The 15,374-nt window shown below is 64.0% G+C and carries 16 protein-coding genes; 7 read left to right on the top strand and 9 right to left on the bottom strand.

Translation table 11 applies throughout. From position 1 onward, the window contains the following. Positions 1 to 77: 77 nt before the first annotated feature. Together QNI87_RS00120 and QNI87_RS00115 are read left to right on the top strand one after the other, a co-directional pair. Positions 78 to 653 carry an RNA polymerase sigma factor gene (locus tag QNI87_RS00120; RefSeq protein ID WP_300592301.1) on the top strand — a complete coding sequence of 192 codons (576 nt, stop codon included), beginning with the start codon at positions 78 to 80 and terminating at the stop codon, positions 651 to 653. Next, entirely contained in the window at positions 650 to 1,045 is a 396-nt protein-coding gene (locus tag QNI87_RS00115) for a DUF6768 family protein (protein ID WP_300592298.1), read from the top strand. The genes QNI87_RS00120 and QNI87_RS00115 overlap by 4 nt, the downstream gene beginning before the upstream one ends. A 16-nt stretch (positions 1,046 to 1,061) precedes the next feature. Here the strand turns inward: QNI87_RS00115 and QNI87_RS00110 are convergent, their stop codons facing one another. Next, positions 1,062 to 1,631 (bottom strand): L,D-transpeptidase family protein, encoded by a 570-nt coding sequence (locus QNI87_RS00110; protein WP_300592296.1) that lies wholly within the window; start codon positions 1,629 to 1,631, stop codon positions 1,062 to 1,064. A gap of 62 nt (positions 1,632 to 1,693) precedes the next feature. Further along, positions 1,694 to 2,983, bottom strand: coding sequence for an adenylosuccinate synthase (locus QNI87_RS00105; RefSeq protein WP_300592294.1), 1,290 nt, complete (start codon positions 2,981 to 2,983; stop codon positions 1,694 to 1,696). A gap of 413 nt (positions 2,984 to 3,396) precedes the next feature. Here QNI87_RS00105 and QNI87_RS00100 point away from each other — a divergent pair, with 413 nt between their 5' ends. After that, positions 3,397 to 4,455 (top strand): alpha/beta hydrolase, encoded by a 1,059-nt coding sequence (locus QNI87_RS00100; protein WP_300592291.1) that lies wholly within the window; start codon positions 3,397 to 3,399, stop codon positions 4,453 to 4,455. Positions 4,456 to 4,526: 71 nt separating this feature from the next. Here the strand turns inward: QNI87_RS00100 and QNI87_RS00095 are convergent, their stop codons facing one another. Continuing rightward, positions 4,527 to 5,513 (bottom strand): hypothetical protein, encoded by a 987-nt coding sequence (locus QNI87_RS00095; RefSeq protein WP_300592288.1) that lies wholly within the window; start codon positions 5,511 to 5,513, stop codon positions 4,527 to 4,529. A gap of 24 nt (positions 5,514 to 5,537) precedes the next feature. Further along, positions 5,538 to 5,813 carry a DUF6438 domain-containing protein gene (locus QNI87_RS00090; protein WP_300592285.1) on the bottom strand — a complete coding sequence of 92 codons (276 nt, stop codon included), beginning with the start codon at positions 5,811 to 5,813 and terminating at the stop codon, positions 5,538 to 5,540. Positions 5,814 to 5,999: 186 nt separating this feature from the next. On the opposite strand from QNI87_RS00090, the gene QNI87_RS00085 reads away from it, so the two are divergent. Continuing rightward, on the top strand, positions 6,000 to 6,197 hold the full coding sequence (locus tag QNI87_RS00085) for a hypothetical protein (protein WP_300592282.1): 198 nt from the start codon (positions 6,000 to 6,002) through the stop codon (positions 6,195 to 6,197). A gap of 97 nt (positions 6,198 to 6,294) precedes the next feature. Here the strand turns inward: QNI87_RS00085 and QNI87_RS00080 are convergent, their stop codons facing one another. The 3 genes from QNI87_RS00080 to QNI87_RS00070 form a co-directional block, all read right to left on the bottom strand. After that, the gene (locus tag QNI87_RS00080; RefSeq protein ID WP_300592279.1) at positions 6,295 to 7,416 is read right to left on the bottom strand and encodes an ATP phosphoribosyltransferase regulatory subunit; all 1,122 of its coding nucleotides are present in this window, start codon (positions 7,414 to 7,416) and stop codon (positions 6,295 to 6,297) included. Positions 7,417 to 7,514: 98 nt separating this feature from the next. Next, a complete protein-coding gene (serA, locus tag QNI87_RS00075) occupies positions 7,515 to 9,110 on the bottom strand; it encodes a phosphoglycerate dehydrogenase (RefSeq protein ID WP_300592276.1) in 1,596 nt (531 codons plus the stop codon). A gap of 101 nt (positions 9,111 to 9,211) precedes the next feature. Next, complete coding sequence (locus QNI87_RS00070; protein WP_300592274.1) at positions 9,212 to 10,390, bottom strand: phosphoserine transaminase; 1,179 nt, start codon at positions 10,388 to 10,390, stop codon at positions 9,212 to 9,214. A 152-nt stretch (positions 10,391 to 10,542) separates the two neighbouring features. Between QNI87_RS00070 and QNI87_RS00065 the strand changes: the two genes are divergently transcribed. After that, positions 10,543 to 11,754, top strand: a complete 1,212-nt coding sequence (locus tag QNI87_RS00065; protein WP_300592271.1) for a glycosyltransferase family 1 protein — start codon at positions 10,543 to 10,545, stop codon at positions 11,752 to 11,754. Positions 11,755 to 11,766: 12 nt separating this feature from the next. Here the strand turns inward: QNI87_RS00065 and QNI87_RS00060 are convergent, their stop codons facing one another. Further along, a complete protein-coding gene (locus QNI87_RS00060; RefSeq protein WP_300592268.1) occupies positions 11,767 to 12,231 on the bottom strand; it encodes a hypothetical protein in 465 nt (154 codons plus the stop codon). Positions 12,232 to 12,344: 113 nt separating this feature from the next. Next, positions 12,345 to 12,995 carry a PadR family transcriptional regulator gene (locus tag QNI87_RS00055; protein WP_300592265.1) on the bottom strand — a complete coding sequence of 217 codons (651 nt, stop codon included), beginning with the start codon at positions 12,993 to 12,995 and terminating at the stop codon, positions 12,345 to 12,347. A 131-nt stretch (positions 12,996 to 13,126) separates the two neighbouring features. On the opposite strand from QNI87_RS00055, the gene QNI87_RS00050 reads away from it, so the two are divergent. Together QNI87_RS00050 and QNI87_RS00045 are read left to right on the top strand one after the other, a co-directional pair. Next, positions 13,127 to 14,467, top strand: a complete 1,341-nt coding sequence (locus QNI87_RS00050) for a replication-associated recombination protein A (protein ID WP_300592262.1) — start codon at positions 13,127 to 13,129, stop codon at positions 14,465 to 14,467. Beyond that, complete coding sequence (locus tag QNI87_RS00045; protein ID WP_300592259.1) at positions 14,464 to 15,366, top strand: hypothetical protein; 903 nt, start codon at positions 14,464 to 14,466, stop codon at positions 15,364 to 15,366. The genes QNI87_RS00050 and QNI87_RS00045 overlap by 4 nt, the downstream gene beginning before the upstream one ends. Positions 15,367 to 15,374 lie beyond the last annotated feature (8 nt).

Genomic DNA, 15,374 nt, shown 5'->3' with positions numbered 1-15,374 from the left:
TCAAGAATAGAGCAATCTTTGGTCGATTTCCGATGAACAGTTGAACCTTTTGGACGGCAAGCCAGACTCTCTCGTCAATGACCCGCTATCGCGCCCCTCTCCCACCTCGACCCGACGCGGTTCTTGATGAACTGCTCGTGATTATGGCGAGTGAAGGCGATGCGCGCGCGTTCGAGCGGCTGCACCAACGCTGGCATTTGCGCCTGGCACGCGCGGCGCGGCGCTATACCGGCTCGGCCGAGAGCGCGCGCGATCTCTCGCAGGACTGCTGGCTCGCAATCTGGAAGGGGCTGGGAAGACTGCGCGATCCCGCTCGCTTTCGCGCCTATGCGTTCGGGGTTCTGCATCGGCGCGGAGCCGACCACCTGCGGCGCGCCATCAAGGAAAGCGCCCACCGCGCCCCGGTCGAGGACGCGCCGGAGGGGCGCGAGCCGGCGCGTCAGGACGAGCAGCGCTCGCTCAAGCAAGCCTTTGAAAGCCTGCCGCCCGATCAGCGCCTCGCTGCCCATCTGCACTTTGTCGAAGGGCTTACTCTCAGCGAGATAGCCGAGGCGCAGTCCATCCCCACAGGCACCGCCAAAAGCCGCCTGTTCCACGCGCGCCGCAAATTGAAAGCGGCGCTAACCGATACGCCAGAAGGAGACGACGCATGACCGACACCCCTGACACCCGCATCCGCCATGCGCTCAGCGAAGGAGCGCTGAGCGAGGATGACCGCGCCTTTCTCGACAGCCTGGAGGCCGAACGCGGGATGTTTCAGCAGATCGGCGACACCTGGAGAGGGCCGATGGGCGGCTGGGCCAAGCTGATCTTCGGTTTCTCGGTGGCGATGGGCCTGCTGTTCGTGTTCGTCATCTGGCAGGTGATCAACACGCGCGAGCCGATCGCGCACACGCTCTGGGCGATCTCGGGCGTTGCTCTGCTGGTGATCCTGGGATTTGCCAAGGAATGGCTGTTTGCGCGCATGAACATGCTCACCGTGCTGCGCGAGATCAAACGACTTCAGCTCGAAGTGGCGATGCTGAGAGAAGAGCGAGGCGAGTGATTGCGCTTGGCTTCGCCTAGGGGCGGATATCGATCACCGTCCCATCGGGCACCAATTGCCACAGCTCTTCGATCTCGGCGTTGGAGAGCGCGATGCACCCATCGGTCCAGTCTCCGGGCAGGCGCCCGACGGGAAGCTGGTTGGGCTGGCCATGGATGAAGATGTCGCCGCCGGGAGACCGCCCGTACCGCGCGGCGTAGGCGCGGTCGGCGGCGTTGGGGTAGGAGATGCGCAGGGACAGGTGGTAGCGACTTTGCGGATTGCGCCAGTCGATCGTGTAGCGCCCCTCCGGCGTGCGCTCGTCGCCCTCGAAGCGCTTATGGCCTGCGGGCCGATCACCGAACTGAATATCCCGGTAAGCGCGAATCGGCTGTCCGGCGCGATAGGCGATGAGCAGCCGATCCGATTTGTCGACCAGCAGATAGTCCGCGACGAGCCGGCCTTGGGTCGCGGGAATGGAACGAGCGGCAACCGCCCCATCGGAGCGGGCGGGGACGCCTTCACCCGACGCGCTCACAACCGCCTCTGGCGGGCCCGAACAGGCGGCCACGGCAAGGCCGAGAAAAAGAAGACCATTCCATCTCATGTCGGTGCTGCATACCCCAAAGCGCCTTTGCCGGCCATTGCCGAGTGCCCCAGAGCTTGTGCCTAGTCCACAAACGGATCGCGCATCAGGATCGTGTCATCGCGCTCCGGACTGGTGGAAACCAGCGCCACCGGACACTCGATCAGCTCCTGCACGCGCTGGATGTACTTGATCGCGTTTGCGGGCAGATCGGCGAAGGAGCGCGCGCCCGCGGTGCTCTGCGACCAGCCCTCCATCTCTTCGTAGATCGGCTCGACCGCGGCCTGTTCCGCGGCATGGCTGGGCAAGTAGTCGTAGACATTGCCCTTGAGCCGGTAGCCGGTGCAGATCCTGACCGCGTCCAACCCGTCGAGAACGTCGATCTTGGTGAGCGCGATGCCGGTGACGCCCGAGACCGCGCAGGTCTGGCGCACCAGCACTGCGTCGAACCAGCCCACGCGCCGCTGGCGTCCGGTGACGGTGCCGAATTCGTGACCGCGCTCGCCGAGCCGCTGGCCCACCTCGTCGTCGAGCTCGGTCGGGAACGGGCCGCTGCCGACGCGCGTCGTGTACGCCTTGACGATCCCGAGCACGAAACCGGTTGAGCCCGGTCCCAGCCCGCTGCCGCTCGCCGCCGTACCGCTTACCGTGTTCGAACTGGTGACGAAGGGATAGGTGCCGTGATCGACATCGAGCAGCACGCCTTGAGCGCCTTCGAACAGGATCTTCGCGCCCGCCTTGCGCACCTTCTTCAGGCGCTTCCACACCGGCTGGGCAAAGCGCAGAACGAAGTCGGCGACATCGCGCAAGTCAGCAAGCAGAGCCTCGCGATCGACCGGAGGCTGATCGAACCCGGCGCGCAGCGCGTCATGGTGCGCGCACAGACGATCGAGCTGCGCATCGAGCGCGTCGAGATGCGCCAGATCGCACACCCGAATGGCGCGCCGTCCGACCTTGTCTTCGTAGGCCGGGCCGATGCCGCGCCCGGTCGTCCCGATCTTGCCCTTGCCCGCGGCGGTTTCGCGCAGGCCATCCAGATCGCGGTGCATCGGCAGGATCAGCGGGCAATTGTCCGCAATCGCGAGGTTGTCGGCGGTGACCGTCACCCCCTGCCCCTCAAGCTTGGCAACCTCCTCGCGCAAGGCCCACGGATCGAGCACGACGCCGTTGCCGATGATCGAGAGCGTGCCTGACACGATACCCGAAGGGAGCAGGCTGAGCTTGTAGGTGGCGTTGCCGACGACCAGCGTATGCCCGGCGTTGTGGCCGCCCTGAAAGCGCACCACCGCGTCCGCGCGGCTGGCGAGCCAATCGACGATCTTGCCCTTGCCCTCATCGCCCCATTGAGCGCCGATCACGGTGACGTTGGCCATGCTTTCCTTTTCACATCCGCTGGACTTCGCGGCTGGGCGCTAGGCCTTTGCGCTGGCGAGAGCAAGCGAGGCGCAAATGTCACGCCGAAAAATTTTCAGGCTCAAGCGAAAAGCGCACAAAATCCGCCCTCCTCCCGGCGAGTTAGTTGATAAAGTGCATCCCTGGGGTCACGCAAACGCGTTGTCGACAAAAGCGCGCATGCATGGCCCCTCGCGGCTTAGCTTGACAGGTCTTGCTCCTGTAGGAAAGCCGCGCACCTCTGTTCCCGATCTTCGGACCCGTCCCCTAATTCCCGACCCCAGCCCCCTTGCCTTGCGAGCGCCAACATCGCCTCATTTTACCGCTTGGCACGCGCCCGCTTTCGCTCAAGAGTATCGCCCGGCTGAAAAGGAGCGTTCAAAAGGAGCTTTGCATGACCCCCATGGCCCGCACCCTCGCCGCTGGCGCCACGCTTGCCGCGGCGCTCATCCTTGTCTCGACGCCGATCCTCGCGCAGCGCCAAGGTCAGGGCGATGGCAACCGCCCCTCGCGCCAATGCGCCCGCGAAATCGCGAAACTGTGCGGGCGCGACCGCTCGCAAATCCAGGCCTGCCTGCGCGAGAAAGCCAGCGAGCTCTCCAGCGAGTGCCAGAGCGAGATGCGCGCGCGCATGCAGCAGCGCCGGCAGCAAGCCTCTCCCCATACGGGCGCGTTCCAGCGCGCGGTGCGCCCCACGCGCACGGTCTCATTCGGCGAGCACCAGCGCCAGCAGGTCGACGTCTACGAGCCCGAGGGCGCGGTCGAGCCGCTGCCGCTCGTCCTGTTCGTCCATGGCGGCGGCTGGCGCATGGGCAGCCACGAGCGCGTGCAAACGAAGCCCGCGCATTTCGGCGCGCAGGAGGTCTACTTCGCCTCCACCGGCTATCGCTTGCTGCCCGATTACCCGGTCGAGGATCAGGCGAGCGATGTCGGCGCGGCGGTGCAGGCGCTGGTCGGGCAAGCGGGCGCGCTGGGCTTCGATGCAGAGCGCATCGTCCTGATGGGCCACAGCGCGGGCGCGCATCTGGCAGCGCTGGTGGCGACCGACCCGCAATATGCGGGCGAGGCGTTCGGCGCGATCAAGGGCGTGATCCTGCTGGACGGCGCGGGCTACGACATCGCGCAGAACATCGAGGACGCCGAGTTCCAGACGCGGCGCATCTACGAGGACGCCTTCGGCTTTGACGAAGCGCGGCGCAAGGCGCTGTCCCCGATCGCCCATGTCGGCGGCCCCGACGCGCCCAACTGGCTCGCGCTCTATGTGGCCGAGCGCGCCAGCGCGAAATGGCAGGCCGAATGGCTTGTGAACGCTCTCACACAGGCGGACCGCTCGGCCAGGGCGGTGGCAATAACCGGCACCGACCACGGCCGCATGAACCGCGAGATCGGTGTGGTGGCCGGGAAAGCGCAGACCGAGGCGATCGACGCGTTTTTGGCGGAGGTGTTTGAGTAATCAAGGCAAAAGCGGTGTCGAGCGGAACGAGAGTCTAGCTTCGGCTTGCGACCCTAGTTGCAGACTTTTTGCTATTCAAAGCCGTTTGCGTCCAACCACCTTTCAACCTGAGGCATGGGACGGCGCTTCATCTGTTCTCTCAGAGTTCGGCCATCGTAATAGCGTCCGACAGGCGGTGCGCCTTCCATCAGATGCCGCAAGACTATTTCGTCGGACCATGAAGACAGCGCCGGGCTGTTTCCCTTTTTGTCAATCACGTCAGCGGTCGCCCCATAAGAGTATAGCAGGTCGAGAAGGGGTAGATACTCGACATCGAAGATTGCGGTTTCGCCGTTGATGTCCCGCTTGTTCGGATCTGCGCCGAGATCCAAAATTGCCTTCGCGGTCTCGACCAACCCCTGATCGTCTCGATTACAGAGATAGACGCTGGATAGGGCTGCCAAAGCCGATTGCCCATCTTCGCCGATAGCGTCGATAGCTAGCTCTTGGGCTGCAAATGCCCGAACCAATAAAGCGCTACAACCAGCGGCATTGTCTGAGAATATTGCTTCAAGGCGGCGCTTATCAGATCGCTCAACCCACTTGTTTCTCGCTAGGTGTGTAAAGAGATCCGCTCGCCCTCTGATAATTGCGGCGTCCAAGAGCTCCTTACCCAAAATCACCTTGTCATCGCCCCACGGATGCTCGGTCATAGCTTCTAAGTCTGCGCCACGCTCAATCAGGTCCAATATTGTGCGGTCGTCGGCGTCACCGAGAGCACCCTCAAGCACAAGAAGGCGGGCGCGACTAGAGGTGAAGTCGAAGTTGGTCGTATCCAGCCATTCTACCAGGCCTTCTGCTCCATCAACCCAACGTGCCGATCCTGCAGTCTGATCCACCGCCTCCTGAAGATGGGTTACCACTTCGGGCATCCCCACCTCTTCGCCAACATAGTCAACAACGGTTTTTGAGGCCGTACCTGTGTCGATTGTCAGAATGTATGCTGGGTTATCTGTTATCTGAGCGCGATACTCATCATTCAGGCTGAAAAACTGTGCTGCACGAAACTTCTCGACCAACTCAGCGACAGCACTTGGGTCAATCTAGTCGGTGTGAACGCCTGAGAACAAGATCCCGTCGTTATGGGAGAATGAACGGTGCACTTCAAACTCGCCTGGGAAGTTCTCTCCCCTAGTGCGAAATTCTATATTGCCCTGCCCATCTACCGTAACCGTGTAGTCTGGGCAGCTACCAAAACACGCTGTCCGCTGAAGGGTTATCTTGACTTCGTCTTTGATTACCGCCGGGAATGGCTCGGCAGCCGCAGTGCAGCCAACAAAGATGGTCAGCGGAATGATCGAAAAAACGAGCTTCAGCATCAGACTTCCTCTTGGCGTCAGGCTAAAAGATGGCGAAATGGCTGCCAAGCGGAATGTCCGCTCACCACCCCCACAACGGACCGTTCAGTCCTAGTCACGCTTTGCACACGCCGTCATTCGACCAGATCGGCCAAATCGGAACGCTGCGCGGTCTGTCTTTGTACGGGAGGTATAAAGGAGCCCATCATGAGTGTTTTTGCTATTTTAATGTTCACCACCCTTACCATTGCTCTGGCCGTCGGGATTTATCAGGCTGCGAAGGTTGACAACAAGCTGCCCGACGACACGTCGCATCTAAAACCAGAACGCACGCTCCAGCGGATGGACCAGGCGCAGGCCGACACCGATATTCGTGGAACCAAGAGCAACCCCATCGAAGCGTAAGCGCTGCGCGAGACGCGCGCTAGCGCGCGAAAAAGGGCTGCGACATATCAGGTGTTGCGGCCCTTTTTGTGCGCGCCCTTGGGTCAAGCGCTCCCGATCAGGTAAGGTCTGTCGGTTCCCCGTCCTGCAGAATGTGCGTGCAGCCCAGCGCCCTGGCGTGTTCGTCCCCATCCTCATTGGCGCTCAGTGCCGCGCAGGTGCGCCAGCCTTCGGCGCGCAGGGCGGCGGCGCGCTCGGGGTCGTGGCCCAGCGGCAGGTAGAGCTTGCGCTCGGCTTCGGGCTCCGCGCCAGCGTCGGCAATGCGGTCGATATAGAGCGTGAAGCCGGTCGCCGCTTCCTCGGTGCCCGCAATCGTGTAGGTGCCCCCGCGCCCCGCCGCTCCGCGCACGCCGGAGGCGTAGAGGGTGAAGCCGAACCAGGTTTGATACTCGAACCCGTGCCGCTCTGTCGGGTCGAGCGTGATGCGCACCTCGTCCGGGACGCGCGCGGCGATCGCCTCCAGCCCGTCAAGCCGGGTGGCGAGCGCGCCGCCGGCGTCCAGATCGCGCAATTTGCTCAAGGCCTCGGCAAACGGCCCGGCGGCGTAGAGCAGCGGGAGATAGGCCTCGCCGCCCACCGCGCGCAGGCCCCCTGCATCCTTGGTGTCGAGCTCGCGCCGAATGGCTTCGATGGTGTCCGGATCGCGCGTCAGCCCTTGAGCGGCAAGCGTGTCGACCAGATCGGGGAGCGTGAAATCGACCGAAAGCCCGGTGAGCCCCGCCGCCTGGCACGCCTCGATCGCGACCGCGACGATCTCGCGCGCCGCCGCGACCGTGTCCGCGCCGATCAGCTCGGCGCCCAGTTGCAAGCGCTCGCGCGCGGGGTCAAGCTGACCCGCCGCAATCAGCGCGGTGTCGCCGCAATAGGCCAGGCGAAGCGGGCGCGCGGCCTCCTTAAGGCTCGTCGCGGCGATGCGGCCGATCTGCGGGGTGATGTCCGATCGCAAGGCGAGCGTGCGCAGGCTCGCCGGATCAACGAACCGGAACATGGTCTGCGTCTCGACCCCCTCCATGCGCGCGGCGAGCGAGGCTTCGAATTCGAGCAGCGGCGGGCGCACGCGGTCGTAGCCGTGCGCTTCGACCGCGTCGAGCGCGGCACGCATGGCAAGCGTGATCGCGCGGGCCGAGGCGGGCAGGCGGTCTTCAAGACCGACGGGGAGGAGGTCGGTGGGGTTGGTCATGGCACTGTTTCGTCATCCCAGCGCAGGCCGGGATCCAGTCCCGAACCTGTGCATCTGGACCCCGGCCTTCGCCGGGGTGACGGCCAAATGCAAGACCCTTAGAACACCAGGCCCTTGGCGAGGTTCACACCTTCGACCTTTTCGATCTCGGCGACGACTTCGGGGCTAAGCGCGTCGTCGAGGCTGAGCAGCAGCACCGCCTCGCCCCCTGCGTCGCGGCGGCCCAGGTTAAAGGTGCCGATATTGATGCCGTGATCGCCGAGCAAGGTGCCGATCCGGCCGATAAAGCCCGGCTTGTCGTCGTTGACGACGTAGAGCATGTGGCCCTCAAGCTCGGCTTCGATGCCGATGCCGAAGATCTCGACCAGACGCGGCCCGCCGCTGCCAAACAGCGTACCGGCAACCGAGCGCGGCCCGGTGTCGGTCTCCACCGTTACGCGGATCAGCGTGTTGAACGCGCCTTCGCGTTCGTGCCGGATTTCGGAGACCTCAAGCCCGCGTTCCTTGGCGAGGTAGGGCGCGTTGACCATGTTCACCGTGTCCGAATAGCGGCGCATGAAGCCCGCCAGCACCGCTCCGGTGATCGGGTTGCCGTTCAGCTCCGCTGCCGCGCCTTCGCGCTCGACGCTGATCTTGGTGAGGTTGCCGCGCGCAAGCTGGCCAACAAGGCTGCCGAGCTTCTCCGCCAGCGCCATGTAGGGCTTTAGCTTGGGCGCTTCCTCAGCGCTCAGGGAGGGCATGTTGAGCGCGTTTGTGACGCCGCCATTCACCAGGTAATCGCTCATCTGCTCGGCGACCTGCAGCGCGACGTTGACCTGCGCTTCGGTCGTGCTGGCGCCCAGATGCGGCGTGCAGATGAAGCCCGGCGTGCCGAACAGCGGGTTTTCCTTCGCGGGTTCCTCGACGAACACATCGAGCGCCGCGCCCGCGACCTGGCCGCTTTCCAGGCAATCCTTGAGCGCCGCCTCGTCGATCAGCCCGCCGCGCGCGCAATTGACGACGCGGATGCCGGGCTTGGCGTTCTCCAGCCGCTCTCGGCTCAGGATATTGCGCGTCTCGTCGGTCAGCGGGGTGTGGAGCGAGACGAAATCCGCGCGCGCAAGAAGCGAGTCGAGATCGACCTTCTCCACTCCGATTTCCACGGCGCGCTCGGGTGTCAGGAACGGATCGTAGGCGATCACCTTCATTTTCAGACCCAGCGCGCGGGCCGCGACGATCGAGCCGATATTGCCCGCGCCGATCAGGCCCAGCGTCTTGCCGGTGACCTCGACGCCCATGAAGTCCTTCTTGGGCCATTCGCCATTCTGCGTGCGGGTGTTGGCCGCCGGTATCTGCCGCGCGAGCGCCATGATCATCGCGATCGCGTGTTCGGCGGTGGTGATCGAATTGCCGAACGGCGTGTTCATCACGACGACACCCTTCCCGCTTGCGTAGGGAATATCGACGTTATCGACCCCGATCCCGGCGCGCCCGATCACTTTCAGGTTGGTCGCTGCATCAAGGATCGCCGGGGTCACCTTGGTCGAGGATCGGATGGCGAGCCCGTGATATTCGCCGATACGCGCGGCGAGCTCTTCCGGGCTCTCGCCGGTGATCACATCGACATCGCAGCCGCGCTCCTCGAAAATGCGCGCGGCGTTGGGGTCCATCTTGTCGGAGATGAGGACTTTGGGTTTCACTGGGGGGGTGGTCATTGGGAATTCCTTGGTGCGCTCCTGCGAACGCAGGAGCCCAGGTTCACTGGAAATTTGCACGGAAATGGGCTCCTGCGTTCGCAGGAGCTCACGAGTACTGATCAGCCGTTCTTGACCGTTGAGTAGGCCCACTCGATCCAGGGCAAGAGGCGCTCGATATCTTCGGTCTCGAGCGTCCCGCCGCACCAGATGCGCAAGGAAGGCGGCGCGTCGCGATAGCCGTTGAAATCGTAGCCCACATTGCGCTCTTCGAGCATCTTGACGATCTTCTTCGGCACCGCGGCCTGATCTTCCGGCGAGAGGCTTTCATACCAGTCGCCCTGGAACATCATGCACACGCCCGTATTGGTGCGCTTGGCCGGATCGGCGACCATGTTCCGCAGCCAGGGCGTTGCCTCGATCCAGTCCTTGACGATCTTCGAGTTTGCGTCCGCACGCTCGATCATGGCTTTCAGTCCGCCGATTGACTTTGCCCATTCCAGCGCGGCGATGTAATCCTCGGTTGCCAGCAGCGAAGGCGTGTTGATGGTCGCGCCTTCGAAGATACCCGCGTTGATCTTGTCGCCTTTTTTCAGGCGGAAGAGTTTAGGCAGCGGCCAGGGTGGATCGTAGCTCTCGATCCGCTCGACAGCCTTGGGGCTGAGGATCAGCATGCCGTGCTGCGCTTCGGAACCCATCACCTTCTGCCAGCTGTAAGTGGTGGCATCGAGCTTGGGCCAGTCCATCTCCTGCGCGAAAATGGCGCTGGTCGCGTCGTTGATCGTGACCCCTTCGCGGCCCGGCTCAAGCCAGTCGGTGTCCGGGATCATCGCGCCGGACGTGGTGCCGTTCCAGGTGAAGACGACATCGTTGCGCTGGGGAATGGTGGTGAGGTCGGGGATCTCGCCATAGTCCGCCGAGAGGACTTGCAGATTGGGCAGCTTCAGCTGCTTGACCGCGTCCTGGATCCACACATTGCCAAAGCTCTCCCACGCGGCAACCGTTGCCGGGCGCGCGGGATCGAGCATGGTCCACATCGCCGCCTCAATTGCGCCTGTGTCGCTCGCGGGCATGATGCCGACGAGGTAATCGTCGGGCACGCCGAGCAATTCGCGGCTCAGATCGATCGCGTGTTTCAGCCGCCCCTTGGCGTGCGCAGAACGGTGCGAACGGCCAAGCGAAGCGGTCTTCAGCTTGTCGAGCGACCAGCCGGGAAACTTGACGGTGGGTCCGGAAGAAAATTGGGGGCGCTCAGGTTTGAGCGATGGCTCATGCATGAGCCCACGTGTGTAATCAGTCATGTATTCTCTCCTTGCAGAGAGCACGCGCGGCGTTGGGACCGCGTGGCCCACGGGGGGCATTAGTGCCCTGGGCCAAAGTGTCAATCAGGATTGGCGCGGGAACGGTGGAATGTGCTATCCCCACGTCAACCCCCGAAATTCAATCAGGCTTCATGCATTTTTCCGATCTTCGCATCGCTCTATTCAGCGGCAACTACAATTACACCAGAGACGGGGCGAACCAGGCGCTCAATCGGCTGGTGGGCTCGCTGTTGGGCAAAGGCGCAGGCGTGCGGGTCTACTCGCCCAAAGTGGCCGATCCCGCGTTCGAACCGACCGGTGATCTGATCGGCACGCCCTCGATCGGCATGCCGCTGGGGCGCGGAGAATACCGCATACCCACCGGCCTTGGCGCCAGAGCGCGCAAGGATCTTGCCCGGTTTGCGCCGAATGTCGTCCACCTCTCCTCGCCCGATCCCATGGGCCATGCGGCCTTGCGCTGGGCACAGGATCACGACATTCCGGTGCTCGCCAGCGTTCACACCCGCTTTGAAACCTATCCGCGCTATTACAACATGGCGTTTCTAGAACCCCTCATCGTGCGCGTGCTTAAACGGTTCTATAACCGCTGCGACGCTCTCGTCGCCCCCTCGCAGAGCATGATCGACGAGCTGCTGGCGATGGAGATGCACGATGTGATCGGCCTGTGGTCACGCGGGGTCGATCGCGGCGTGTTTGCGGGCGCGAAGCGCGATCTGAGCTGGCGGCGCTCGCTGGGATTGTCCGACGACGATGTCGCGATCGTGTTTCTCGGGCGGCTGGTGATGGAAAAGGGCCTCGACGTCTTTGCCGAAACCATCGTGCAGCTCAGAAAGCGCCAGGTTCCGCACAAGGTGCTGGTGATCGGTGACGGCCCCGCGCGCGGCTGGTTCGAAGAGGCGCTGCCCGGCGGCATATTCGCGGGCTTCAAGACGGGCGAGGCGCTGGGCGCGGCGCTGGCGAGCGGGGACGTGTTCTTCAACCCTTCAATCACCGAGACCTTCGGCAATGTGACGCTGGAGGCGATGGCCTCCGGTCTGCCGGTCGTGGCGGCGGGCGCAACCGGAGCCGCAAGCCTGGTCGTCGACGGAAAGACCGGCCAGCTGGTCCCGCCTGGCAAGACAACGGGGGAGACCGCGTCGCGCTTTGCCGAGGCAATCGCGCCCTATTGCACCAACGACGCGCTGCGCGCCGGGCACGGCGCGGCGGGCGAGAAACGCAGCCTTGAATACAGTTGGGAGGCGATCAACCAGTCGGTCGCCGACATGTATATCGAGCTGGTCGAAGACCGCCGCGCGCTGCAGGAAGCCGAAGCGCGCGCAAAGGCGAAATCGAAGGCGGCCTGACGGCGCGCCCAGCTAGCGCAGGACGCCCGCCCTTGTCATGGCCAGCGCGTAATAGGCCATCGCCAGAACCGACAGCCAGATGAGCGCGGTGAAGACCAGCTGGAAGGTCGAGGCGAGCTCGGGCGGGATATCGGATATGAACGCGTATACAGTCGATCCCAAAAGCCCTACCACAGACAGCGCGAGCGCGTGAAACGCGTATCGGCTGCGAAGGAGCAGGAGCAGCGAACCGGCCACCGCGCCCCACACCCCAAGCGCCCAGCAGATATTGGCCCAGAGCGGGTAGCTGCCGAAATAATCGAGGATGACCTCAACCGGCACACCGGCTGTTTCTGCGGCCATGCCGAGATAGTCCATGTTAACAAGCTTGGTCTGGACGTAGTCGTTCGCCCCGCCTGCAAACCAGATCAGGCTGATCACTCCGAGCGCCCAGAGATGCCAAGGCGTCTTGGGGCGCGCCTCGCTTTGTAATTCCATTTTTCCCCTCCCACAGCGCGACCCGGTGTTCGGGGAAGGATAGTCACAGATGGCGCACCCCGGCAAGCCGGACGCGGGCGCCCGGCTTGCCGCTTGGGGTTAGAAGCGAGCCTTCAAAGTCGCTCGATCCGCTTGGCGACCTCGTCGATGATGTCGACGATCTCGTCTATCGTCGCCTTGTCGAGCTTGCCGGCGTTGGCGCGATTCTTGAGCACGCTGCCCAGATTGCCCATGGCGCGGAACAGGTCGGGTGACTTCTCCTTGACCTTCTCCGCGCGCGCGCCGTGCTCGCCCAGCCGGTCCATCAGCGCCTCGACTTCCTCGTCGCGGTCCTTCAATTCGGCCTTGCCCGCTTTGGTCGCCTTGAACGGCTTCTTGCCGCTGGTCTCGCCATCTTCGTCGTCGGCCTTGGGCTTGGTCTGCTTGATCAGGCCCTCTTCCTCGAGCATTTGCAGCGTTGGATAGACCGCGCCGGGGCTCGGCGCGTAGGCGCCGCCGGTCATGTCCTCGATCGCGCGGATCAGTTCGTAGCCGTGGCGCGGTTCCTCGTTGATGAGCGCGAGGAGCGCCAGGCGCAGCTCGCCCTGGCCAAACATGCGTCCGCGCCGTTTGCGCGCTGGGACACCGTCCTTCCAGTCGCGGCGGGAGCGCTTTGGACGACGGCGGGTATCCTCTTCCCACTCATTCGCGGCCTGCGCGGCCATCATCGCAATCATCGGGCCAAGGCTGCTCCAGCCGCTGCCGCGGTATTTTCTCCAGGTCATCGGGGTTCCTTTCGGGTTATGCGCTTTCGATAGTTCGGATGAGCCTAAAGATATATCGTCAGCCTATCGTTTCAAGCGTCCCAACGTTTTGGCGGTGCATTTTTCCATCAACCGCCTATCATCCTCCACGAATGGCTGACCTGTTTGGAGAGGACGCGCCGGCCGCGAACGAGCGCCGCAATGACAAACCGCGCGCTGACGCCCCGCTTGCGGATCGCCTGCGCCCGCGTTCCCTGCCCGAAGTGATCGGGCAGGAACACCTCACCGGCCCCGAAGGCGCCATCGGGCGAATGGTCGCGGCGGGCAAGCTCTCCAGCATGATCCTGTGGGGCCCGCCCGGCACGGGCAAGACCAGCATCGCCCGACTACTGGCGGCGTCCGTCGGAATGCGCTTCACCTCGATCAGCGCGGTCTTCTCCGGCGTCGCCGACCTCAAGAAAGCCTTTGCCGAGGCCGACGCCATGGCCGATGCGGGCAAGAAGACCCTGCTGTTCGTGGACGAGATCCACCGCTTCAACCGAGCGCAGCAGGATGGGTTTCTGCCCTTTGTCGAGCGCGGCACGATCACTCTGGTGGGCGCAACGACCGAGAATCCGAGCTTTGCCCTCAACGCAGCGCTTCTGAGCCGCGCGCAGGTTCTGATCCTCGATCGGCTTGATCACACCGCGCTCGCCGCCTTGCTCGATCGCGCCGAGGCGCTCGAAGGCCCCCTGCCGCTCACCGACACCGCCCGCGAGGCCCTGATCGCGAGCGCCGACGGCGATGGCCGTTTCCTGCTGGGTCAGGCCGAGACGCTCTACAACGCGCAGCTTTCCGAACCGCTCGACAGCCAGGAACTGGGCGCGTTCCTCCAGCGGCGCGTCGCTGTCTACGACAAGGATCGCGACGGGCACTACAACCTGATCAGCGCGCTGCATAAAAGCCTGCGCGGGTCGGACCCGCAGGCCGCGCTCTATTACCTCGCGCGCATGCTGACCGCCGGCGAAGAGCCGCTCTACGTCCTGCGTCGCCTGGTGCGTTTTGCGAGCGAGGATATCGGGCTTGCCGACCCCAACGCGCTCACCCAATGCCTTGCGGCCAAGGACGCCTACGAGTTTCTCGGCAGCCCCGAAGGCGAACTCGCCATCGTGCAGGCCTGCCTCTACCTCGCCACCGCGCCCAAATCGAACGCCGCCTACGCCGCGCAAAAATCGGCCTTCAAAGCTGCGAAGGAAACCGGCAGCCTGCGCCCGCCCGCCAATATCCTGAACGCGCCAACGCAGCTGATGAAGGACATCGGCTACGGGGCGGGATACGCCTACGACCACGAGGATGCAGACGGCTTCTCGGGCGCCAATTACTGGCCCGAAGGAATGGATCCGCAAAGCTTTTACACGCCGGTCGAGCGCGGCTTCGAGCGCGAAGTAAAGCGGCGTCTCGACCACTGGGACCGCCTGAGGCGGGAGCGCGGGGGCCAGGAGCGCTCTTCATGAAACCGCCCAAGTTCGATCACTTTCTCGCGCTCGACTGGTCGGGCGCGAAGGGCGAGCGGCATCGGGGCATTGCGATGGCCATAGCAGAAGCCGATGGCGGGCCTCCGGTGCTCGTCGAGCCGCCGCCGCGCGGCTGGTCGCGGCTCGAAGTGAAGGAGGTGCTCGCAGATCTGCCGCCCAAAACACTGGTGGGAGCGGATCTCGGGATCAGCCTGCCCTACCAGGACGCGGGCGCTTTCTTTCCGGGCTGGGACGAAACCCCGCGCAGCGCCAAGAAGTTGTGGGCGATGATCGATGAAATCTGCGCCGACGACCCCTATCTGGGCGCGCACAGCTTCATCGAACACGCCATCGCCGCGCGCTATTTCCGCCATGGGAAGAACCGCGAAGGCGACCGCTTTCTCCTGCCCGGCTCCATCACCAGAGAGGGTCGCTTCCGCGTCGCCGAGGGCGCCCAGCGCGCGCAGAAATGCCGTCCGGTGAGCAATTTCAACCTCGTTGGGGCCGCTCAGGTGGGCAAGAGCTCGCTGACCGGCATGCGGATGCTTCACCAGCTGCGCGGAAAGCTCAACGTGTGGCCGATGGACCCGGTGCCCGATCGCTGGACGCCGCAAAAAGGCAGCGTCCTTGTCGAGATCTACACCGGGCTTGCCAGCCGGGAGACCGCCGATCTGGGCGCGCGCACCAAACTCTTGACCCACGAGGATCTCAACGCGGCCCTGTCCGTCCTCGATTGCCCGCCGATCGACGCGGTGGGCGAGATCGACGATCATTCCTCCGACGCGCTGCTGACGGCAGCGTGGCTGCGCAAGGTCGCCGATGAGGAGCGGCGCTGGAACCCGCGCTTTCTGACCGCCGAGATCGCCTGGACCGAAGGCTGGACCTTCGGCGCGCTGTAGCGAAATCA

This window comes from Erythrobacter sp., from assembly GCF_030066995.1.
GTDB lineage: Bacteria > Pseudomonadota > Alphaproteobacteria > Sphingomonadales > Sphingomonadaceae > Erythrobacter.
Note: the sequence above shows the minus strand (reverse complement) of the source record. Positions and strands in the feature narration are given on the sequence as shown.

Excerpts from the sequence above, each read along its gene's own strand:
- QNI87_RS00120 (WP_300592301.1), top strand. The coding sequence starts at position 78 with ATGACCCGCTATCGCGCCCCTCTCCCACCTCGACCCGACGCGGTTCTT.
- QNI87_RS00115 (WP_300592298.1), top strand. The coding sequence starts at position 650 with ATGACCGACACCCCTGACACCCGCATCCGCCATGCGCTCAGCGAAGGA.
- QNI87_RS00110 (WP_300592296.1), bottom strand. The coding sequence starts at position 1,631 with ATGAGATGGAATGGTCTTCTTTTTCTCGGCCTTGCCGTGGCCGCCTGT.
- QNI87_RS00105 (WP_300592294.1), bottom strand. The coding sequence starts at position 2,983 with ATGGCCAACGTCACCGTGATCGGCGCTCAATGGGGCGATGAGGGCAAG.
- QNI87_RS00100 (WP_300592291.1), top strand. The coding sequence starts at position 3,397 with ATGACCCCCATGGCCCGCACCCTCGCCGCTGGCGCCACGCTTGCCGCG.
- QNI87_RS00090 (WP_300592285.1), bottom strand. The coding sequence starts at position 5,813 with ATGCTGAAGCTCGTTTTTTCGATCATTCCGCTGACCATCTTTGTTGGC.
- QNI87_RS00085 (WP_300592282.1), top strand. The coding sequence starts at position 6,000 with ATGAGTGTTTTTGCTATTTTAATGTTCACCACCCTTACCATTGCTCTG.
- QNI87_RS00080 (WP_300592279.1), bottom strand. The coding sequence starts at position 7,416 with ATGACCAACCCCACCGACCTCCTCCCCGTCGGTCTTGAAGACCGCCTG.
- serA (WP_300592276.1), bottom strand. The coding sequence starts at position 9,110 with ATGACCACCCCCCCAGTGAAACCCAAAGTCCTCATCTCCGACAAGATG.
- QNI87_RS00070 (WP_300592274.1), bottom strand. The coding sequence starts at position 10,390 with ATGACTGATTACACACGTGGGCTCATGCATGAGCCATCGCTCAAACCT.
- QNI87_RS00065 (WP_300592271.1), top strand. The coding sequence starts at position 10,543 with ATGCATTTTTCCGATCTTCGCATCGCTCTATTCAGCGGCAACTACAAT.
- QNI87_RS00060 (WP_300592268.1), bottom strand. The coding sequence starts at position 12,231 with ATGGAATTACAAAGCGAGGCGCGCCCCAAGACGCCTTGGCATCTCTGG.
- QNI87_RS00055 (WP_300592265.1), bottom strand. The coding sequence starts at position 12,995 with ATGACCTGGAGAAAATACCGCGGCAGCGGCTGGAGCAGCCTTGGCCCG.
- QNI87_RS00050 (WP_300592262.1), top strand. The coding sequence starts at position 13,127 with ATGGCTGACCTGTTTGGAGAGGACGCGCCGGCCGCGAACGAGCGCCGC.
- QNI87_RS00045 (WP_300592259.1), top strand. The coding sequence starts at position 14,464 with ATGAAACCGCCCAAGTTCGATCACTTTCTCGCGCTCGACTGGTCGGGC.